19 protein-coding genes and 1 pseudogene are annotated in these 21,649 nt (G+C 53.4%); 8 read left to right on the plus strand and 12 right to left on the minus strand.

The window, feature by feature from the left end:
- Positions 1–10: 10 nt before the first annotated feature.
- The 6 genes from BW956_RS17495 to clpB form a co-directional block, all read right to left on the minus strand.
- Positions 11–421 (minus strand): GFA family protein, encoded by a 411-nt coding sequence (locus BW956_RS17495; protein WP_338066356.1) that lies wholly within the window; start codon positions 419–421, stop codon positions 11–13.
- Positions 422–506: 85 nt separating this feature from the next.
- Entirely contained in the window at positions 507–1,331 is an 825-nt protein-coding gene (locus BW956_RS17500; RefSeq protein WP_076464804.1) for a TIR domain-containing protein, read from the minus strand.
- Positions 1,332–1,445: 114 nt separating this feature from the next.
- Positions 1,446–2,654: a deoxyguanosinetriphosphate triphosphohydrolase family protein gene (locus BW956_RS17505; protein WP_076464807.1), complete on the minus strand. Its 1,209-nt coding sequence runs from the start codon at positions 2,652–2,654 to the stop codon at positions 1,446–1,448.
- Between the two features lie 174 nt (positions 2,655–2,828).
- Complete coding sequence (locus BW956_RS17510) at positions 2,829–3,248, minus strand: hypothetical protein (RefSeq protein ID WP_076464810.1); 420 nt, start codon at positions 3,246–3,248, stop codon at positions 2,829–2,831.
- A gap of 665 nt (positions 3,249–3,913) precedes the next feature.
- Positions 3,914–4,174 (minus strand): hypothetical protein, encoded by a 261-nt coding sequence (locus tag BW956_RS17515; protein WP_076464813.1) that lies wholly within the window; start codon positions 4,172–4,174, stop codon positions 3,914–3,916.
- Between the two features lie 137 nt (positions 4,175–4,311).
- Positions 4,312–6,888 carry an ATP-dependent chaperone ClpB gene (clpB, locus tag BW956_RS17520; protein ID WP_076464816.1) on the minus strand — a complete coding sequence of 859 codons (2,577 nt, stop codon included), beginning with the start codon at positions 6,886–6,888 and terminating at the stop codon, positions 4,312–4,314.
- Positions 6,889–7,375: 487 nt separating this feature from the next.
- Here clpB and BW956_RS17525 point away from each other — a divergent pair, with 487 nt between their 5' ends.
- Both BW956_RS17525 and BW956_RS17530 read left to right on the plus strand, forming a co-directional pair.
- Positions 7,376–8,083 carry a Tle-like phospholipase domain-containing protein gene (locus tag BW956_RS17525; protein WP_076464819.1) on the plus strand — a complete coding sequence of 236 codons (708 nt, stop codon included), beginning with the start codon at positions 7,376–7,378 and terminating at the stop codon, positions 8,081–8,083.
- On the plus strand, positions 8,074–8,751 hold the full coding sequence (locus BW956_RS17530) for a hypothetical protein (RefSeq protein ID WP_139327226.1): 678 nt from the start codon (positions 8,074–8,076) through the stop codon (positions 8,749–8,751). Before BW956_RS17525 ends, BW956_RS17530 begins: the two co-directional genes overlap by 10 nt.
- 475 nt (positions 8,752–9,226) lie before the next feature.
- Here the strand turns inward: BW956_RS17530 and BW956_RS17535 are convergent, their stop codons facing one another.
- Both BW956_RS17535 and BW956_RS17540 read right to left on the minus strand, forming a co-directional pair.
- Positions 9,227–9,577, minus strand: a complete 351-nt coding sequence (locus BW956_RS17535) for a hypothetical protein (protein ID WP_217695150.1) — start codon at positions 9,575–9,577, stop codon at positions 9,227–9,229.
- A gap of 358 nt (positions 9,578–9,935) precedes the next feature.
- A pseudogene (locus tag BW956_RS17540) lies at positions 9,936–10,202 on the minus strand (type VI secretion system ATPase TssH); the annotation flags it as partial.
- Between the two features lie 253 nt (positions 10,203–10,455).
- Here BW956_RS17540 and BW956_RS17545 point away from each other — a divergent pair.
- The 3 genes from BW956_RS17545 to BW956_RS17555 all read left to right on the plus strand — a co-directional run bounded on the left by BW956_RS17545 (position 10,456) and on the right by BW956_RS17555 (position 13,492).
- A complete protein-coding gene (locus tag BW956_RS17545; RefSeq protein WP_076464825.1) occupies positions 10,456–12,369 on the plus strand; it encodes a PhoX family protein in 1,914 nt (637 codons plus the stop codon).
- Positions 12,370–12,541: 172 nt separating this feature from the next.
- Entirely contained in the window at positions 12,542–12,877 is a 336-nt protein-coding gene (locus BW956_RS17550) for a hypothetical protein (RefSeq protein ID WP_076464828.1), read from the plus strand.
- A gap of 141 nt (positions 12,878–13,018) precedes the next feature.
- Positions 13,019–13,492, plus strand: coding sequence for a glycine zipper domain-containing protein (locus BW956_RS17555; RefSeq protein WP_076464831.1), 474 nt, complete (start codon positions 13,019–13,021; stop codon positions 13,490–13,492).
- 57 nt (positions 13,493–13,549) lie between these two features.
- Here the strand turns inward: BW956_RS17555 and pgeF are convergent, their stop codons facing one another.
- Together pgeF and rluD are read right to left on the minus strand one after the other, a co-directional pair.
- Positions 13,550–14,284: a peptidoglycan editing factor PgeF gene (gene pgeF, locus BW956_RS17560; RefSeq protein ID WP_076464833.1), complete on the minus strand. Its 735-nt coding sequence runs from the start codon at positions 14,282–14,284 to the stop codon at positions 13,550–13,552.
- Positions 14,281–15,249, minus strand: a complete 969-nt coding sequence (rluD, locus tag BW956_RS17565; RefSeq protein ID WP_076464836.1) for a 23S rRNA pseudouridine(1911/1915/1917) synthase RluD — start codon at positions 15,247–15,249, stop codon at positions 14,281–14,283. Before rluD ends, pgeF begins: the two co-directional genes overlap by 4 nt.
- A gap of 132 nt (positions 15,250–15,381) precedes the next feature.
- On the opposite strand from rluD, the gene BW956_RS17570 reads away from it, so the two are divergent.
- Positions 15,382–16,362, plus strand: a complete 981-nt coding sequence (locus BW956_RS17570; RefSeq protein ID WP_010321664.1) for an outer membrane protein assembly factor BamD — start codon at positions 15,382–15,384, stop codon at positions 16,360–16,362.
- A 136-nt stretch (positions 16,363–16,498) separates the two neighbouring features.
- Here the strand turns inward: BW956_RS17570 and BW956_RS17575 are convergent, their stop codons facing one another.
- Together BW956_RS17575 and aptA are read right to left on the minus strand one after the other, a co-directional pair.
- Complete coding sequence (locus BW956_RS17575; RefSeq protein ID WP_010321665.1) at positions 16,499–17,992, minus strand: CoA-acylating methylmalonate-semialdehyde dehydrogenase; 1,494 nt, start codon at positions 17,990–17,992, stop codon at positions 16,499–16,501.
- Between the two features lie 39 nt (positions 17,993–18,031).
- On the minus strand, positions 18,032–19,351 hold the full coding sequence (aptA, locus tag BW956_RS17580; RefSeq protein WP_010321666.1) for an omega-aminotransferase AptA: 1,320 nt from the start codon (positions 19,349–19,351) through the stop codon (positions 18,032–18,034).
- Between the two features lie 167 nt (positions 19,352–19,518).
- On the opposite strand from aptA, the gene BW956_RS17585 reads away from it, so the two are divergent.
- Both BW956_RS17585 and dctP read left to right on the plus strand, forming a co-directional pair.
- Positions 19,519–20,484, plus strand: a complete 966-nt coding sequence (locus BW956_RS17585; RefSeq protein ID WP_076464839.1) for a LysR family transcriptional regulator — start codon at positions 19,519–19,521, stop codon at positions 20,482–20,484.
- A 101-nt stretch (positions 20,485–20,585) separates the two neighbouring features.
- The gene (gene dctP, locus BW956_RS17590; RefSeq protein ID WP_076464842.1) at positions 20,586–21,605 is read left to right on the plus strand and encodes a TRAP transporter substrate-binding protein DctP; all 1,020 of its coding nucleotides are present in this window, start codon (positions 20,586–20,588) and stop codon (positions 21,603–21,605) included.
- Positions 21,606–21,649: the final 44 nt, after the last annotated feature.

A 21,649-nucleotide genomic window follows, 5' to 3' on the forward strand; every position in this document is an offset into this window, starting at 1 on the left:
TCAAGCAGTGTTAATCCTTTGACGCAAACAGCTCGAAGACTTCTTGCCCTGTCATATTCCTGGTCTGGTTCTTCAACTCGTAAAACGAAGGCTTCTCATCAATGAAGATCTGACTCTCCAGTTCGAACTGCTCATCCTGGAATAGTCCAGCAGGCAGGATGTATTCATTATTGGGCAACAGATGATAGAAGAGATGTGTCCCACACTGGGAGCAAAAACCGCGCTGCGCCCAATCGGAGGACTGATAGGTTGCTGGCTCGCTTCCTTTGAACTCGACGTTAGGACCACAATGAACAGCAAACATGGGACCGCCAGACCAACGTCTGCACATAGAACAGTGGCAGAGCCCAACTTTAGCGTGGGTATCCACAACAACCTCAATAGAACCGCACAAGCATTTCCCTTTCATGAGATTTTCCATATCTGATTGGTTGCACTTCGCAACGTGTAGCCAAGTCCACTAAACCGGGGGAACTACACTGACCGGCTTCACCCAACTGTTAGCATTAGAACGGTACTTCGTCATCAAAGTCATCTACAGGGGCCCTAGGTCTAAGTTGATCTTCATTTTTCAGAAGCGTATCGACACCGAGCTCTGTAATGGAGTAGGCGTAGTAGTCGTTACCCCATTGCTCATCTAATTCTATGGTTTTATCAACAAGACCCATCCGTTCTAGTTTAATCAAGGAAATCTGGGTCAATGCACTGTTATTCCCACGAAAATTATTGGAAATACTTGAGTAGGTTTGGCCTGTTGGATTCGCGGTATGGCTTTCTAGGCATACCGCGAGAATCTTATAATCTTCGACTTTAAGTTCGTAGTTAGCTGGATTTGCTATTATTTTTTGTGATTTTGACAAGCTTGCATGATTTATAACTCCAAGCCGATCTGCTTCAGCTTTAAGCAATGAGCAGGCTCGGTTTGTTGCGGAAACTAAGTCGCCATCAGAACGACCAGCATTGTAATCGGCAGGAGTCACTCCTAGGAGGTCCGTCGGAAGATGCATATCAATATCCCTAGGCTTAAGGATGAAGGACCTAGATTTACCAATTGCACCAACAAAAAGGCCCATTTCAAATATTACGTTGTCTCTGACAACATGCTCCTTTCTGCTTCGTATTGAGGCAACATCGTCTGGCGCAAATATAAACAGTGCAAAATCTACGGCCGAAGATTTTTCAACCAAATCATCTATCGCAGTGGACGAAAGCTTGAACGTTCCATTTTTCCAAATCGTCACCTCAAAATCATGATCAAGATTTACATTGACAGCTTCAGCTATCTTTAAGCTTTCCGCAGAAGAAGCTATAAATAGTCTTGGCTTACCCACTCTCCACCCTCCGATTTAATTATTACTAACACCTAGCTTAGGGGCCGGAGCTGCGTAGCAGCGGAGGCCCCACCCCGCTTGTGGGCAACTACAAGTACTTGTTATAAGCAAGATCTACTTAAAGTAAAACCTATCTGCACTACCCTTACCAAAGTATTTTTCATACTCTTGTACAGCGTATGAGTCCATCATCCCTGAGATATAGTCAGTAACTAGACGAGTTTTGCAATCATTAATCGATCGCAGTTCTGGCGGTAGCAATATATTTTCTTTATTGTATCTTTCATCAGAATATACCTGAAACAAACCACGAATAACTTGCTCACCTCGACGCTCGTATAGTTGAATATCTTTCTTTCGGAGTATTGCTTTGAACAAAAGTTTCTTCAGTCCTTCAGCCAGCTTTCCATGTTTCTTGTAACCTAAAACCCCACCAACCAAACCAATATCTGAACATAGTGTATTAACAATTTTAGACGTTAATTCCTTCTTAAGAACAATTGCATACTCTTCCGATGTACCACTTCGGCTAGCTTTCATTGCCACATTTTGCGCATCTTTCGCAATCCAAGCCATAGCCGGGTATGCATCTTTAAATTTGTCGCTAATACTAAACTCATGAACTATTTCACCTAAACTGATCATGCCAAAACTAAGAGCATCCTCTAGATCATGTGCTGCATAAGCAATTTCGTCAGATAGATCCATGATTTCGGCGTCGATACTCTTACTGACTGCTACTCCTCTATTTTCTATTTCATTTTTTAAAAAGTTATAATCATCATCATATAAGAACTTTTTATTATTTTGCTTCTTATTAAAAAAGTACTTAGTTATAGCCAAAAGAGTTCTTATATTTAGGTTTAACCCCTGATATGCATAATGCTTCTTTTCTAAAGTTCTTAGAATTCGGAAGGCTTGGGCATTCCCTTCATAACCACCGCACCCTGCACTCAATTCATTAAGCACTACTTCTCCATAGTGCCCAAAGGGAGGATTCCCAATATCATGGGCTAGTGATGCGGTTTCAGAGACAACTGTATGTTTTAGGTCGAGGTCATATGCGATAGATCGAGCAATTTGTGCCACTTCCAAACTATGAGTTAGGCGATTTCTATTAAACTTATTAGCATCTATACCTAGCAATTGCATCTTGCCTTGCAAACGCCTAAAAGATGATGAGTATAGTACTCTTGCATAGTCACGCATCAAGTCTTGACGATTTTTAGAGCGCCCATCTTCGTGCTCGTGCACCCGATATTCAAGCTTAGAGATAATATTCTCTTGCTCTTTTGCATACTCAACTACTTCACTATCGTACATTCTGTTCTCTTCATTAAATTTTTAAAAAAACAACCTTGGATTATAACGCCGAATTCAATAAACGAAAAAGCGTAGCTTTTTAGGTCCCAGTACTTGAAGCGAACGATTTAAATGATTTTTTATGAAAAACTGGAGGCAATAATGAAATAATCTAAAGCTTTCATATTAGATTCATCACAAAAATCCTTTCTTTTTAAGCACCTTCTCAAGCCGTGATGACTTTAATTGGAGATGAGCATGCTGCTCAAGAATTTTGCAGTATGGAATACGATATTTGTCAGGAAGCTCATCTATATATTTGTAAGGCAATGAATGCTGCATTGCTTCAAATACATTATCAAGCCCACGGAAGTCTGCTGAAGGTTTTTTTGGAAAAGCGGATGAACGTTGTACCCAATCAGGCTTCTCATACTTCTCGCCAGACAGAGTCGCCTGAAACCTCTTGATACGTTTTGGAAAGTCGCCGATTTCTGAAAGAAGATTGATATAGCGGAGTCTTAGATTTGGCGGCAAGTTATAACCAAACGATATTGGAAGGCACTCCATGAGTAGAAAGAACTGTTTTTCAACTTCTTCGTAATTTGGTGAATTCATGGATCCGTCCTTGTTTGGATTCATAAAAGTCTGTTAATGAGGTCTGCGACCTCATAATAATTATTAGCGGGTATACCTTTTAATTCCTTCTCTACCGCGCAAGCCATTGATAGATAAGGTTTTAATTTTCATAAAACCAACAAAAAGGTATATCCGCCCGACAGAGCTCCGTTCAGCGGGTACGACCGGCACAGGCAAAGAGAAGACCATTAGAGGTAAAACGTGAAGAGGTGAAACCATCCCTAATACTCCTTCATTACATGCTGACCGCAACCGTGCTCGAACCCATATTCAGCACGGTACTCCCTGTCATCCATTCCCAACACTATAGCCAGTGACTCTGTGGCTGACCACCCAACCTAAGTAAAATCCCCAACTCCAAACCCGGCACCCCATACCCCCCCTCTGAGCAGCCGAGCATCGCAGGCCAGTCGGGGTCAGTGGCTGAAATGTTTGAGGCGCGAAGCGCCGAGTTATTCAGCCACCCCGACTGGACGAGAAGCGCAGGGCAGCCGAAGGCCTGCTTCGCGGGGGTGCCCTTTCTTTTGGTTACGTTTCTTTGGGCAAACAAAGAAAAGTAACCCGCCGTCAGGCGGAACCTGACTTAAAAAAAGAAAAAGCCCACTGATCTCTCAGCAGGCTTTTGCTCTGACACTAGGCATTACTTACATGGCACTGGCGTTCAATAACATCCGCATCGCCTCGGCGAGTTTCTTCTCGGCTCCCGAGTGATCACCAGCCTTGTGCGCAGCCATACCTTCATCGTGCAGCTGCATTACCTGAGTGCGTACCTCATCGCTGACCTTGATGTTGGCGAGTCCGTTTTCTATCGCTTTGCCGTCCATGGGGCAGTGGCCTGCCAAAGCGGTTGCCGACAGCGTTGACGCTAACAGCGCCGTCACGCACATGGTTTTTAATCTGGACATGACCCACCTCTCTTTCGAGTGATATTCAACGGTCTGAGTATAGTTCAGTTACTCCAGGCCAAAGCGCTAAACAAAAAGAGCCCACCGGTTCCCCGGCAGGCTCTTTCGTTCAAGCAGGTGGAAAAGTCAGCTGCGCATTAACGGAACACGAATTCCCCTGCTTCAACATCCACCACAATTTCAGTCTCCGGCTCATACTCACCAGCCAGCAGCCGCTGCGCCAGCGGGTTCTCGATCCACTGCTGAATGGCACGCTTCAGCGGGCGGGCACCGTAAATCGGCTCGAAGCCCACTTCCACCAGCTTATCCATGGCAGTGCTGGTCAGCTTGATGGTCAGCTCACGCTCGGCCAGACGACGACGCAGACGTTCCAGCTGGATCTCGGCAATACCGGCCACCTGTTCCTTACGCAGGCTGTGGAACACCACCACCTCGTCGATACGGTTGATCACCTCGGGACGGAAGTGGGTGCCCACGGCTTCCATCACCGCCGACTTCATCAGGTTGTAGTCGTCATCATCGCTGTAGTTCTGGATCAGATCAGACCCCAGGTTAGAGGTCATCACCACGATGGTGTTGCGGAAGTCCACGGTACGGCCCTGACCATCGGTCAGGCGACCATCTTCCAGCACCTGCAACAGGATGTTGAACACATCCGGGTGCGCTTTTTCCACCTCATCCAGCAGCAATACCGAGTATGGCTTGCGGCGCACGGCTTCGGTCAGGTAACCGCCCTCTTCGTAACCCACGTAGCCCGGAGGTGCACCGATCAGACGCGCGACCGAGTGTTTCTCCATGAACTCGGACATATCGATGCGCACCAGCGCTTCCTCGGTATCAAACAGGAAGCTGGCCAGAGTTTTACACAGCTCGGTTTTACCCACCCCGGTCGGGCCCAGGAACAGGAAAGAACCGTTGGGACGGTTGGGGTCCGACAGACCGGCGCGGGAACGGCGCACGGCGTTGGACACGGCCACCACCGCTTCGCTCTGGCCTACCACGCGTTTGTGCAGCGCTTCTTCCATACGCAGCAGTTTTTCGCGTTCGCCTTCCAGCATCTTGTTGACCGGAATGCCGGTCCAGCGGGACACGACTTCAGCCACTTCTTCTTCAGTTACCTTGTTGCGCAGCAGCTGATGTTCTTCCACCTGCTGAGCACTGCTGTCGGCCGCCTGAACCTGTTTTTCCAGCTCCGGAATCTTGCCGTACTGCAGCTCGGACATCTTGGCCAGATCACCGGCACGACGGGCCTGCTCCATCTCGACACGGGCCTGATCCAGCTGTTCCTTGATCTGCTGCGAGCCCTGTACGCTGGCTTTTTCAGCCTTCCACACCTCTTCGAAGTCGGCGTACTCTTTCTCCAGCGTGCTGATGGTCTGTTCCAGCTCGGCCAGACGCTTGCGCGTGGCTTCGTCTTTCTCTTTCTTTAGCGCTTCGCGTTCCATCTTCAGCTGGATCAGACGACGGTCGAGACGGTCCATCTCTTCCGGCTTGGAGTCCATCTCCATGCGGATACGGGAACCGGCTTCGTCCACCAGGTCGATCGCCTTGTCCGGCAGCTGACGGTCGGTGATGTAGCGCTGACTCAGTTTGGCCGCTGCGATAATGGCAGAGTCGGTGATATCCACGCCGTGGTGAATCTCGTAGCGTTCCTTGAGGCCACGCAGGATGGCGATGGTGTCTTCTTCAGACGGCTCGTCCACGATCACCTTCTGGAAACGACGTTCCAGGGCAGCATCTTTCTCGACGTACTGGCGGTATTCATCCAGCGTGGTAGCACCCACGCAGTGCAGCTCGCCACGGGCCAGTGCCGGCTTGAGCATGTTGCCCGCATCCATGGCACCCTCGCCCTTACCGGCGCCAACCATGGTGTGCAGCTCGTCGATGAACAGAATGATCTGTCCTTCCTGCTTGGCCAGCTCGTTCAGCACCGCTTTCAGGCGCTCCTCGAACTCACCGCGGAACTTGGCACCGGCAATCAGTGCGCCCATGTCCAGCGACAGCACTTTCTTGCGCTTGAGGCCTTCGGGCACTTCGCCGTTAACAATACGCTGCGCCAGCCCTTCAACGATGGCGGTTTTACCCACACCGGGCTCACCGATCAGCACCGGGTTGTTCTTGGTACGACGCTGCAGTACCTGGATGGTACGGCGGATCTCGTCGTCACGGCCGATCACCGGGTCCAGCTTGCCGGACTCGGCGCGCTCGGTCATGTCGATGCAGTATTTATCCAACGCCTGACGGGTTTCTTCCGCATTGGGGTCGTCCACGCTGTCGCCTCCACGCATGTTGTTGATGGCGTTTTCCAGTGACTGGCGATTCACGCCGCAGTCTTTCAGCACCTTACCGGCATCGCTTTTGTCATCCAGCATGGCCAGCAGGATCAGCTCGCTGGCGATGTACTGGTCGCCACGCTGCTGCGCCAGCTTGTCGGTCAGGTTGAACAGACGCGCCATGTTCTGGGACAGACGGATTTCCCCATCCGGGCTGCTCACTACCGGCAGCTTGTCCAGCGCTTCACCCACCTTGGCGGTGAGTGTCATGCGGTCGGCACCGGCCTGGCGCAACAGGGGTGCAACGGAACCGTTCTGCTGTTGCAGGAAAGCTGCCAGCAGGTGGATCGGCTCCATCATGTTGTGGTCCTTGCCGATCGCCAACGACTGGGCATCGGACAAGGCCTCTTGAAGTCGTGAGGTAAATTTGTCGGGTCGCATGAGGTCTCCTGTGGATCTCTCTGTGCCGTGGGTCCGACACACGCAGTCAGACGGATCGGCAGTTTCTGTTACCACTATAGATAGGGGCATTCACGAATGCTTCAAGTCACCCGACTGATTAAATTAGCATCAACTGATTCACGGCGTGATTGTTGTAGTTTTCAACAATCCATTGCTATAGGGCTAGCTCATGAACGCGCAAGCGCATTTCAAAGTTTAATCAACGATGGTCATCGTCTCTTAAAAACAACAGATCATCGTTTATTTTATGATCTATTTGTATCGAAACGTTTGACCGTTGCATCAAGGATAAAAGGCCTTCATGATGCCATAGGCATCATGGATAGATGCAAAAGGAATGAATTTCACTCTAGGAAGAGAGACTTGACCTCCTTGCCAGTTTGCTTTTGTTCTGGCCTACCAACACGACACGTTGACAATCAGCGATGGTCTATCGTTTCAGCTCATACAGAAAAGGATTTCTGAAATGGCATCAATTTATGAATTGGCTCTTTGCAGCCAAGCTGTGTACAGCGACAACCCAAGAGTAGATGGCTGGGGACTAATCAGGTTTTTCAATTACCCCTCTGTAGGTTTCTTCGCGGCTATTTTTCACAAGAATCATGAAGAATTTGTCCTTGCTATTCGTGGTACAGACCAAGTCTTGCATGATGTTCCGAGTGACCTTCGTATAACTGTTGGCTTACCACCAAAACAGGCCTGGCAAGCAAGGTTTTCCTGTAGAAAGGCATACGAACTAGCTCACATGCGTCCCTTAACTCTGACCGGGCATTCACTTGGGGGAGGGTTAGCTTCCTATGCCTCTGCAGTTCAAACCGCCTTACCAGTTGTAACTTTCAACTCTCCGGGTATGTACAACTCGGTCACAGGAGGTTTTTGGGGGATTGCTTATCAAAGCAGACAACTGGAAAACAATACCAACGGTATACGTACTTATATTGATGAGCATAACAAAGCTATTCATTTAAGATCTGAGGGCGATATGGTCTCTACTGGGACCGGCGCACATATTATTAACAATCGAATCACTATTAATGACAATCCAAGTTGCTCAGGATTGAGATTTTCGTTTATAAAAAGAGCAAAGTACCGTCTATGCACTCATAGCATCGACAATATGGTTGAAGTGATCTCAAGAAATGAAAAATTCAAGGAGGAAATAAATTGGGCTTAACCACAAGAACAGCAATGATTTTTTTATCGATCATATTATCTAATGTATCGTTTGCCTATGACATCACTGGAAACAGTTCTGCTATTTCCTACTCCAAGGATTTTCAAGAGGCACTTTCCCTTCCTGATGAAGGTGTTGAAGACTTACCTCATGGAGTATATGCCATAAGGGTATATACAGCTCAATATCCCAGGTCCAATAATCAGTATAAAGTAATACAACTTTATCTAAGTGATGAAGTTGGACATCACCTCCCCCACGGGCAAGGTTCAACAACTGAATTTGAAACCTCATACCAGGGATTTCTCGGCTTTCAAGAAAATATGCAAGTAAAGTTAAATACTTTTGCTAGCGAAATGCTAAAAAATGATACCAAGGATGATTTTTCTTTAACCTTTCAGATCATTGTAAATGGTTTAGATGTTAATGACACATCTCCCATTCAGCGCTATAGCACTGACTTCATGCCCGGTATCAGGATTCTGGAGTTCAGCACAATAAGTGAAAGCATAAGAAACATATTTGTTTATATTGGTGAAGAAAAGCCTGGCCCTGAGGTGGTTTATAAATTCTTCATGAGTTTAAAGGGCGATAATGACCCATATGACCCTGAGCTGTATCTAAAAATTCCTGTACCAGAGAAGCTTATTAAGCTGATTGGACACTAAACAAAGATAACCACCAAAATTTAAAGGCTATATCAATTTTATTATCGCATTATATTCCTATTCTATTAAATTCAACTTCATCACCGGGCTTCAGAAACATTTTCTACACCCGGTGATTTTATTGTCACAGTAAGAAAACTTATTAATATTTAATAAAGCAATCCACCGCCATATAAATCCCCCCCCCCCACACTGCGGCTCATTACTTTTTCTCCATACTGATTTGCTGCAGGCGATGTGTGTTAAACCCTATAGCCTCTGCCTGACCGTTTGCGATAATGATCCTGATGCTGCTTCATCACATGCTGAGCGCTAACGTGCCTGCCATCAGCCTGCACGGCATTCTCTGTTATCCACACCAGCACGATAAGTCAGCCTGCACCAGACTGATCACTCAACTTAAGTAAAACAGGGATTCAGATACCAGAACAAGCTGAATGTGTGGTTTATCATTGAGATACATTTTATGTATTCACTACCCAAACATAAAATTTATTATCTCAAAAAAATATAAATTGTTTTTCTTGTCAAATGCAAAAAAAACACCCAATAAAGCCAACAGGAGAGCTGTACTGGCAATATTGGAAACCGGGTAATAAAGATTTCCCGCCAGCTCCAACTGATTGTATTTAATTACCATGATCAGCCCCTCCAGCGATAAGACGATGCAGACTGTACCGATGAAGCGTGGAATTGTTCGTCTTAGGCTTTCGACTGCATTTTCACTTTCCTCTTCCCCGGAATACTCCTTATTAATGACAAGCGCAAGTTCGAAAACAGCCAGAGCGATAATCCCCGTATTTACGCCCTTCAAAAAAAGCTGCATGATATCGTCACCCGATAGAGCTCAGGAAACAATTGTGTTACCCAGTGAGAATATCATTACCAACGCCATCGCCAGGAAAATAAAAGTAAACAGCTTTGCAATCAGAAAACGTACTAAATAACTAGTATCTTTTTCATAAACATTCCTTCGTATTAGCTCTGTAAGAGACTAGCATCGCTGCTCAATCGTGATCAGCAGCTGAATTGCGGAAGCCCACGAGGGCGAAATCCCGGACCTGCAACAACAAAAAGGCCCACCAGTTTCCCGGCAGGTCTCTTATTTAGTAAAGGGGTGGCTCAGGCCATCATTACCTGCAGGTACCCCTCCCCCCGGCTTCCACATCCACCACGATCTCTCGACCCGGTTCGTATTCACCGTCCAACAGTCGCTGCGCCAGCCCTTCAACGATGGCGGTGTTACCCACACCGGGCTCACCGATCAGTACCGGGTTGTTCTTGGTGCGACGCTGCAGGACCTGGATGGTACGACGGATTTCGTCGTCACGGCCGATCACCGGGTCCAGCTTGCCGGGCTCGGCCGCTCGGTCATATCGATACAATATTTATCCAACGCCTGACGGGCGTTCTTCCACATTGAGGTTGTCCACGCTGTCGCCTCCGCGCAAGTCGTGAGGTGAATTTGTCGGGTCGCATGAGGTCTCCTGTGGATCTCTCTGTGCCGTGGGTCCGACACACGCAGTCAGACGGATCGGCAGTTTCTGTTACCACTATAGATAGGGGCATTCACGAATGCTTCAAGTCACCGGGCTGATTAAATTAGCATCAACTGATTCAACACCGGATTGTCGTATTCCTGTCATGTCATACTGATACAAAGCTGTTCTGTTTGTTTTGCCATACTCATTACAGGACCCGACCATGAACCAGAACGACCGCTTTGACCCCGAAGACCATCCGGAACTGGAACAGACTGATTTCGACCGTATGACGGCCAAGGGCGTCAGCCGTCGTAACTTCCTGCGTGGCGGTGCCGCTGCCATGGGACTGTTCCTGGCCGCCAGCCCGCTGGCTCAGGCTGTAGCGGCTGCGACCCGCTCTGAATCCAGCAAACTGATGGGCTTCAAGGCCGTTGCCGCCAGCACTGCCGACAGCTTTGTTGTGCCCGAAGGCTATGTGGCCAAGCCACTGATCTCCTGGGGCGACCCGATCATCAAGGGCGCTCCGGCGTTTGATGAATCCGGTACCCAGAACGCCGCTGCCCAGGCCGGCCAGTTCGGAGACAACACCGACGGCATGAGCCTGTTCCCGCTGTCCGAAGATCGCGCGCTGCTGGCCGTAAACAACGAATACACCAACTACGAGTACCTGTTTGCCCACGGTGGCCAGCAGGACCTGACCGCTGACGAAGTAAAGAAATCTCAGGCGGCCCACGGTGTCTCCATCTTCGAAATCCGCCGTAACGCCAAGGGCGAGTGGCAGGTTGATCCGGCCTCCGATTACAACCGCCGTATCACCGCCTACACACCGATGGAACTGACCGGCCCGGTGGCCGGCCATGCGCTGGTGAAGACTGCGGCCGATGCCAAGGGCACCCGTGCGCTGGGTACGTTCAACAACTGCGCCAACGGCGAAACGCCCTGGGGCACCTACCTCACCTGTGAGGAAAACTTCCACAAATACTTCGGTTCCGCCGAGGATGAAGTGGACCTGCCGGCCCGTGACAAACGTTATGGCCTCAAGGCCGGTAACCGTGGCTACCAGTGGTACCGCCATGACGAACGTTTTGATCTGGCCAAACACCCGAACGAACCGCACCGTTTCGGCTGGGTCGTCGAGATCGACCCGATGGACCCGAACGCCACGCCGAAAAAACGTACCGCACTGGGCCGTTTCAAGCATGAGAATGCTGCCCTGACCATCGACAACAACGGCCACGTGGTCGTGTACCTGGGCGATGACGAGCGCGGCGAGCACCTGTACAAGTTCGTCTCCAAGGCTAAATACAACGCCAACGACAAGGCCGCCAACCGCGACCTGCTGGAAGAAGGCACCCTGTATGTGGCCCGTTTCAGCGCCAACGATGGCGAGATCAAGGGTCAGGGTGAATGGGTCGAGCTGACCCACGGCAAGAACGGCCTGACCGCTGCCAACGGCTTTGCCGACCAGGCGGAAGTGCTGATCTTCGCCCGTGAAGCCGCCACTCAGGTGGGCGCGACTACCATGGACCGCCCGGAATGGGTTGCCGTACACCCGGACAACAAGGCCGTGTTCTGCACCCTGACCAACAACAAGAACCGTGGCAAGGAAGGCCAGCCGGTAGGTGGCCCCAACCCGCGTGCCAAGAACAACTATGGCCAGATCCTGCGCTGGTGGCCGCACAACGGTGACCACACCGACAGCCGCTTTGACTGGGACCTGTTCGCCATCGCCGGTAACCCGACCGTGGCTGAAGGCCTGTACGCCGGCAGCGATAACATCAACGCCGACAACATGTTCAACAGCCCGGACGGTATCGGTTTCGACAAGACCGGTCGCCTGTGGATCCAGACCGATGGCAAGTACAGCAACGAAGGTGAGTTTGCCGGCATGGGCAACAACCAGATGCTCTGTGCCGACCCGGAAAGCGGCGAAATCCGTCGTTTTGCTACCGGCCCCATCGCCTGTGAAATTACTGGCCTGACCTTCTCGCCGGACCAGCGCAGCGTCTTCATCGGCGTGCAGCACCCGGGCGAGAAAGGCGCACCGTCGCACTTCCCGGCGGGCGGCAACAGCAAACCGCGTTCCACCATCATGGTGGTACAGCGTGAAGACGGCGGCATCATCGGCGCCTGATTCACCCGCTAACCGCAAACGGGGGTTGTCCAGCACGGGCAGCCCCCGTTTTGTTTTTCTGCAGCTTCCCCGCTCCTCAACGCACGCCTTCTCCTGCGCATTTTCAGATCAGATTCAGTTGCACTGGTGTCTCATATACCCATGAAACGCCCCTGTGGGCAGGAGGATTGATATGAACAAGATGACCATCGCGATTGCTACGCTGGCACTGCTGCCCGATTTTGCCTCAGCAGATGACCTGACAATCGACTCAGCCATTGGCGGTGCCATTGGTGGTGCTCTGGGCGGTGCCGTGGGTGCCGAACTGGGCGGGCGTGAAGACGCTGTCGTCGGCTCCGGCATAGGTGCGGCTGTGGGCACCTCCGTGAATACCCGCGACCACGATGACGGCCGGGACCGCCGTTACTACGACCGTGATGATCGCCGCTATCATGACGGTTATCGCCGCGAGCGACGCAACCACTCCAGCTTCTGCCCGCCGGGGCAGGCCAAAAAAGGCCGCTGCTGATTCGGCTTTACATAACTTTACCTCTGGCAAGCAGGGCCCTGCGCTGAATTTAAGATTGAATTCAGCTGCCCGGGTGTCTTATGGGACTGTACCCAACGGCCGGACTGGGACGATCGACCGTAAAATAACGAGGAGAGTCCTATGAACAGATATATTCTGACACTGGTGTTGGCGGCCCTGCTGCCTGCCTCTGCCATGGCACGCGATCTGAACGGCGAAGCCATTCTCGGTGCTGCCATTGGCGGTGCTATCGGCAGTGCCGTTGGTTCAGAACTGGGTGGGCGTGATGGCGCAGTGGTCGGCTCAGGAATCGGCGCGGCAGTCGGTGCGGCCATTGGCGCGGAGGGTGGTTCAGACCGCCACCGTTATTCCGACCGCTATCGACACTCGGATCGAGACCGCTACCGCCATGACCGCCACCGCCGTGTGCAGGTGATTGAACGGCATTACTACCCGGAAGGTCGACGTACGATTCTGGTTAAACGCTATGACAAGCCCGACCGGCATGGCCACTTTCATAACAAGCACTACAAGAAGCGTTACAAGCAGCACAAGCAGCACAAGCATTGGCATAAACGTGACCGCCATGAGCGTGATCGCCACTGGCGTTACTGATGCTGAATGACTTTGGCAGACAGGGCCCGGTTCTCTACTGAAGAGGCCGGGCCTTTTTTATGCCGGCTCGATCCAGATCAGACTGGCCATGCGGCCGGTGCGACCATCACGGCGGTAGGAGAAGAAATCCTGCTGTTCGGTGAAGGTGCAATGCTCTCCGCCACTGACCGACTGAATGCCCGCGGCCTCAAGGCGCTGCTGCGCCAGCAGGTACAGATCCGCCAGCCAGCGGTCGTCATGAGTCGGTGAGGGTTTGAAAGCAGCTTCGGCCTCGGCATCCCGTGCCATAAAGGCAGCACGCACTTCCGGCCCCACTTCAAACGCCAGAGGCCCAATCGCCGGCCCGAACCAGGCATTCACCTCGGCCGGATCATCAAAGCTGGCCAGCGTCGCTTCCAGCACGCCGTTGAGCAGTCCGCGCCAGCCGGCATGAGCCGCAGCTACCTGAGCACCATCATTGGAGGCAAACAGCACCGGCAGGCAATCGGCGGTCATCACCGTGCAGACCACTCCCGGCGTGCGCGTCCAGCAGGCATCGGCTTCACGCACCAGGCCATCGCTGCGCGCTTCCACCACCGCAACACCGTGTACCTGCGTCAGCCACTGCGGCTGGGCAATGCCCAGCTCGGCCTGCAGGCGGCGCCGGTTTTCGGCCACGGCCTTGGGGTCATCATCGACATGATCACCCAGATTGAGACTGTGCCAGGGCTCGACACTGACGCCTCCCTCGCGGGTGGTGCTCAATGCCTGTACGCCGGGTGCCAGCGGCTGTTGCGGACGGATCAGTTTCATAGCTCGTAATCGTAATCTTCGGCATCACGTTTCAGGACGCTGAGCAGCTGTTGCATGTCCTCGGGCAGGTCGACCTCCCAGGACACCAGCTCACCCGTTCCCGGATGCCAGAGTTCCAGTTTTTTGGCGTGCAGCGCCTGACGGCGGAAGTTGCGCATTACCTTTTGCATCGCCGGGCTACAGCCCTTGGGCAGACGGAAACGGCCACCGTAGGTCTGGTCGCCCACCAGCGGATAATTAATATGCGCCATGTGGACACGGATCTGGTGAGTACGGCCCGTTTCCAGCTTGAGACGAATATGGGTGTGGGCACGGAATTTTTCCAGCACACGGTAATGGGTCACCGCTTCCTTGCCCAAACCGACCACGGCCATTTTCTGACGGTTCTTGGAATGGCGACCCAGCGGCTCATCGACGCAGCCGCCACCGGTCATCACGCCATTCACCACCGCCTCATACTCACGCCCCATGCTGCGCTCCTGCAGCTGGGAGACCAGCTCGGTCTGGGCCGCAATGGTCTTGGCCACTACCATCAAGCCGGTGGTGTCCTTGTCCAGACGGTGCACGATACCGGCACGGGGCACCTGGTCGATATCCGGGCAGTGGTGCAGCAGGGCATTCATCAACGTGCCGCTGTCATGACCCGCCGCTGGGTGTACCACCAGGCCGGCCGGCTTGTTGATCACCAGAATGTCGTCATCTTCGTGCACGATTTCCAGCGGAATCGCTTCGCCTGCGTGCTCCTCGATACGCGGCAGCTCGGTGCGCACACTGATCGCCTCGCCGCCGTTGAGCTTGTCACGGGGGCGTTTGGCTTCGCCATCGACCTTGAGCGTACCGTCCTTGATCCAGTTCTGGATACGGGAGCGGGAGTAGTCCGGAAAGAGCTGGGCAGCGGCCTGATCCAGGCGCATACCGAACATCTCGGCCGGGACGTGCACATCGAGTTCTAGCAGTTCTGACATCTGTGATTTCTTCGTCGGCGGAGGTTTGGGCATGGGCTCCGGTTATGGTTAAATAGACCGGAATTCTCAGGCCAGTATAACCGAATCAGGCCACTCACGCCGAATCCGGCTCCAGTATCAGGAATGATTAACATGCGACCCTTGAAAGTCCTAGCCACCCTAGTGCTCTTTAGCCTGCTTTCCGCCTGCTCCTGGTTTGGCGGCGACGAGAAGGTGGCCCCGGATGTGCCGGAACAGGAGTTGTACGAAGAAGCGCTGAGCGCACTTGAATCCGACAACTATGACCTGGCAATCGAGAAACTGCAGCTGCTGGAAGCGCGCTACCCGTTTGGCCGTTACTCCGAGCAGGCACAGCTGGAGCTGATCTACGCCTATTTCCGCAACTATGAACCGGCTTCTGCCAGTGCCGCAGCCGACCGCTTCATCCGTTTGCACCCGAACCATGACAACATCGATTACGCCTACTACCTGAAAGGCCTAACGGCGTTCGAGCAGGACCGTTCCTTTATTGCCCAGTACCTGCCCATCGATGTCAGCCAGCGCGACCCCGGTGCTGCTCTGGATTCCTTTGAAAGCTTCTCCACCCTGCTGACCCGCTACCCGGACAGCGAATACGCGCCGGATGCCCAGAAGCGCATGCAGTTCCTGAAAAACCGTCTGGCGGCCTACGAGGTGCATGTGGCGGCGTACTACATGAAACGTCAGGCCTGGGTGGCGGCAGCCAACCGTGGTCGCTATGTGGTGGAAAACCTGCAGGAAACCCCGGCGGTGCCCGATGCGCTGGCGATCATGGCAGAAGCCTACACCGAACTGGGCATGGATGACCTGGCCAAGAACTCTCTGGACGTACTGCAGCTGAACTTCCCGGACTACAAGATCCGCCCGTTCAAACAACGCAGCGCAACCCTGCTGCAGACCGCCACCTTTGGTCTGCTGGGTGGCGACGAGCCGGCTGAACCGGCCCGCCCGATTCCGCTGGCCGACCGTCAACGTGCAGACGCTGCCGAAGCCGAGGCTGAAGAAGCCAAGCAGGAAGAGCGTTCCTGGTTCAGCCGCATGACCTTCGGTGTGTTTGACGACGAAGACGAGACGGTACAGAAAACCGATCGCTAAGCTCCGCCGACATTTTGATACTGAAAAGGGCCTGCATCTGCAGGCCCTTTTTTATTGTGCCGGTGTTATCGACCGCACCTATAAGACATAAAAAAGCCCGAACAGGTCCGGGCAAAAAGGCTAGTGAATAGCCGGCTTAGCTGGGAAAGGCGAAGGATGCACCTTCGCGTACACCGGCCGAAGGCCAGCGCTGGGTGATGGTTTTACGCTTGGTGTAAAAGCGCACGGCATCCGGCCCATAGGCGTGCAGATCACCGAACAGGGAACGCTTCCAGCCACCAAAGCTATGGTAGGCCACCGGCACCGGCAGCGGTACATTGATGCCGACCATGCCGACCTGGATGTTGTCGGAGAAGTAGCGTGCCGCTTCACCGTCACGGGTGAAGATGCAGGTGCCGTTGCCGTACTCATGATCATCAATCAACGCCATCGCTTCCTGCATGCTGTTGACACGCACCACCTGCAGCACGGGGCCGAAGATCTCTTCCTGATAGCTGGTCATCTCCGGAGTCACACGGTCGATCAGTGTCCCTCCGACAAAGAAACCGTCTTCATGTCCGGCAACCTCGGGGTTACGACCATCCACCACCAGCGTTGCACCCTGCTCCACTGCACTGGTGATATAGCCATTCACCTTGTCACGGTGGGCACCGGTAATCACCGGGCCAAAATCATTGCTGCTGTCGGAGTAAGCACCCACTTTCAGCCCCTGCATGGCCGTCTGCATCTTTTCGATCAGAGCGTCGGCGGCCTGGTCGCCCACGGCAACAGCAACCGACAGTGCCATGCAACGCTCACCGGATGAACCGAACGCTGCGCCCAGCAACTGGTTCACCGCGTTATCCATATCCGCATCCGGCATGATGATGGCGTGGTTCTTGGCACCGCCCAGCGCCTGACAGCGTTTGCCATGGGCGTTGGCGGTGCTGTAGATGTACTCGGCAATCGGGGTGGAACCAACGAAACTCACTGCCTTGATACGCTCATCGGTGAGCAGCGTATCCACCGCTTCCTTGTCGCCGTTGACCACGTTCAGCACACCATCCGGCAAGCCTGCTTCCTGCAACAATTGGGCAATAAACAGTACCGAACTCGGATCACGTTCGGACGGCTTGAGCACGAAGCAGTTACCGCACACCAGCGCCATGGGATACATCCACAGCGGCACCATGGCCGGGAAGTTGAACGGTGTGATACCGGCAACGACACCCAGTGGCTGGAATTCACTCCAGGAGTCGATGTCCGGGCCCACGTTCTTGCTGTGCTCACCTTTCAGCAACTGCGGAGCACCACAGGCGTATTCCACGTTCTCGATGCCGCGCTGCAGTTCACCGGCAGCGTCATGGGAAATTTTGCCGTGCTCTTCACCGATCATGCGACAGATCTCTTCGCTGTGCTGCTCCAGCAGTTCCTTGAAGCGGAACATGATGCGGGCGCGCTTCAGCGGCGGAGTGTTGCGCCAGGCCGGGAATGCAGCTTCAGCGGCGGCAATGGCTTCTTCTACCGTGTCTTTGCCGGCCAGGGCAACCTGGCGCGTAGCCGCGCCCGTTGCCGGATTGAATACGTCCTGGGTACGCGCCGCGTCGCTGCGTACTTCGCCATTAATCAGGTGTCCAACCAGTGCTGTCATGGTGTTTCCTCGTCGTTTCTTATCGTTAAAGTCGGTTAATCAGCGCAGTTCGTGCAGGGTGTCGCCCAGCGCATTGATCAGTCGGTCGATCTCGTCTGCTTCCACTGTAAAGGGCAGGCCCAGTTGGATGGTGTCGCCGCCATAACGGACATAGAAGCCTTTCTGCCACATCTTCATCGCCACCAGGTAAGGACGCAGAGCCGGCTCGCCTGGTGCATGCTCCAGCGTGATGCCACCCGCCAGGCCGTAGTTGCGGATATCCTGCACACAGGGCGCACCTTTCAGGGCATGTAGCGATTCTGCGAACAACGGCGAGATCTGTTTCACGCGCGGAATCAGCTGGTCGCGTTCCAGCAGATCCAGTGACGCCAGTGCAGCCGCACAAGCCACCGGATGGGCGGAGTAGGTGTAGCCATGCGGCAGCTCGACCATATATTCCGGTCCACCCTGCTCCATAAAGCAGTCGTAGAGTTCGTCTTTCACGATCACCGCGCCCATGGGCACCGCGCCGTTGGTGAGCTGCTTGGCGACGTTCATGATGTCCGGGGTAACGCCGAACTCTTCGGCACCGGTCCAGGACCCCATGCGCCCGAAACCGGTAATGACTTCATCAAAAATCAGCAGAATCTGGTGCTGATCACAGATCTCACGCAGGCGCTGCAGATAACCTTTGGGCGGCGGAATAACCCCGGCAGAACCGGCCATCGGCTCCACAATCACAGCGGCGATGTTGGAGGCATCATGCAGGGCGATCAGCTCCAGCAGCTCATCGGCCTGATCTGCACCACGCTCCGGCATGCCCTGGGTAAAGGCGTTTTCCGCTTTCAGGGTATGACCCAGATGGTCCGCATCCACGGCCTGACCATAGAGCGAACGGTTGGGGCCGATACCGCCAACACTGATGCCACCGAAGTTAACACCGTGGTAACCCTTGGCACGGCCAATTAATTTGGTTTTGGTCGGCATGCCTTTCTTGCGCCAATAGGCACGGGCGATTTTCAGCGACGTATCCGCAGACTCGGAGCCTGAGCCGGTAAAGAACACGTGGTTCAGGCCTTCAGGGGTCAGCTCCTTGATGCGGTTGGCCAACTCGAACGAAAGCGGGTGCCCGAACTGAAAAGCCGGCGCGTAGTCCAGCGTGTTCAGCTGCTTGGCCACCGCTTCGCTGATTTCAGGGCGGTTATGGCCGGCACCGCAGGTCCAGAGACCGGACAGGCCATCAAAAATCTTGCGGCCTTCGCTGTCGGTGTAATAGTTGCCTTCGGCAGCAACGATCATGCGCGGGTTTTGCTTGAATTCACGGTTGGCACTGAAAGGCATCCAGTGCGCTTCGAGAAACGCCGGTGTGTATTGGCTCATGGGGCACTCCTGACCGAATCCGGTTCTGTATTGTTATTCTGTGGCGTCGTACAGGGTCTGAGCATCAGGCTGTCGCCACCGGATGTAGACTTTGCAACCCAACATCAGTTAAATAAATCTAAAAACACTAACCCTCAATTAAGTATTTATTTAACTTTGGTGGCTGTATGAAGGGATCAGAGTTCAAGGGACAGCTCAGCGATGTAGATCTGCGCATGCTGAGAATTTTCCGCGCAGTGGTGGAATCCGGCGGGTTTTCCGCTGCCGAGGTCGAGCTGAATATCAGCCGTGCAGCGATCAGTATCGCCATGGCGGATCTGGAAGTGCGGATGGGATTCAAGCTGTGTCAGCGCGGGCGTTCCGGCTTCTCACTGACTGATGAAGGCCGCCAGGTGTACGAGTTTACCCTGCAGCTTCTCACTTCACTGGAGGAGTTCAAAACCCAGGTCAACTCTCTGCATGCCCACCTCAAGGGCGAGCTGAACATCGGCATTACCGACAATCTGGTGACCATGCCACGCATGCATATCACCCATGCCCTGTCCCATCTGAAGAAAATTGGCCCGGATGTGAATATCAATATTCGCATGAGCCCACCCAACGAGATCGAGCTGGCCGTTCTGGACGGCCGCCTGCACGTGGGCATGGTGCCGCATCATCGCGCACTGGCAGGCCTGAACTACCTGCCGCTCTACGACGAAACCTCATACCTGTACTGCAGCAATGAGCACCCCTTGTTTCAGAGCGCGAATGTCAGCATTGAGCAGCTGGCGAATTGGGACGCCGTGGTACCTGCCTATGCGCAGAGTGCGGAGATCAAACGCCATTACCAGGTGCTCAACGGCACCGCGACGGCGACAGACCGCGAAGGCGTGGCTTTCCTGATCATGACCGGCGCCTATATCGGCTTTCTGCCCGAGCATTTTGCGGCCCGCTGGGTCAGTGAGAAACGTATGCGTGCCCTGACCCCTGAAGACCTGCACTACATCACGCCATTCGCCGCTATTTCACGCAAAGGCGCCCGCCCCAACCTGGTTTTGGAGACCTATCTGGACACCCTGGGCCGCATTCAGTCCGAAGCAACTTTAAAGGTAAGCAAACGCTTATCTTTAAATAAACAAATAGGAATTTAATTAACAAATTGTGACCCGCAGACTGCTTCAACACCCTCGGCACAGGCACTGCTTTTCAGAGGGTGTGATGACCACACATAACAACAACACTGGGGGTCACAATGACTATCAAGCCCAAGCTTTCCGCGCTTTTCAAATCCTGCACTCTGGCAGCCGCCGTCAGCCTGCCACTGGCCTCAACCGCACAGGCCGATGACAGCTTCATCCTGGCGCAGGCCATGAATACCGATCACATTTTCCACGCCACTTCCGAACAGTTTATCACCGAGCTGGACGCCCAAAACCCGGATTATGACGTTGAGTATCACCCCGGTGGAGACCTGGGTGACTGGACCTCCCTGTTCGAGCAAACCATGCAGGGCGCCATTCCGATGACAATCACCTATGGTGCCTCAGAGTTCGACCCGCGTCTTGATCTGACCTGGCTGGGGTATGTTGTGGACAGCTGGGAAAAAGCACGCGAAGTGTACGGCCCCGGTGGCCCCATGGTCGATGTGTACAACCAGATTCTGGAAGAGAATGACCTGGTGTCACTGGGTATTATCCCGGCCGGATTTGGCTCCATTACCATCCGCAAGGGTGTCGGCAAGGTACCGACCAACTTCCCCGAAGATGCCAAGGGCATCAAGATGCGAGTCGTACCCACCCCGCTCGCCGTCGAACGCTTTAACAATCTGGGCTTCAGCGCAGTTCCCATGCCGTTCTCTGAACTGTACACCGCACTTCAGCTGGGCACCGTCGACGGCCGTGCCTTTGGTCCTGCGGTCGAGATCTGGCAGATGCGTGATGTACTGGAAAGCTACGTGCTAACCCGGGATTATTTCGAGCATGCCTTCTGGCTGGTCAACAAGGACTGGTGGGATGATCTGCCGGAGCAGGAACGCAAGGACATCCGGGCTGCCGCGGATGCCACACTGAATGTGGTCTGGGACAAGGCACGCAGCATTGATGAAGATTATCTGGCCAAGGTGCGTGAACACGGTATTGATGTCGTCGAGCTGACGCCGACCCAGCTGCAGAAAGCCAAGGACAGCCTCTACGCCAACGAATGGCCCTACATGGAAGATGTCGTCGGAACCGACATCATGGACATGATGCGCAAGATTGCCGCCATCAACTGATCTGTCCCTGTGTTAAGGCTGCCACGATCCTGTGGCAGCCAGTG

This window comes from Marinobacterium stanieri (assembly GCF_900155945.1).
Lineage (GTDB): Bacteria > Pseudomonadota > Gammaproteobacteria > Pseudomonadales > Balneatricaceae > Marinobacterium > Marinobacterium stanieri.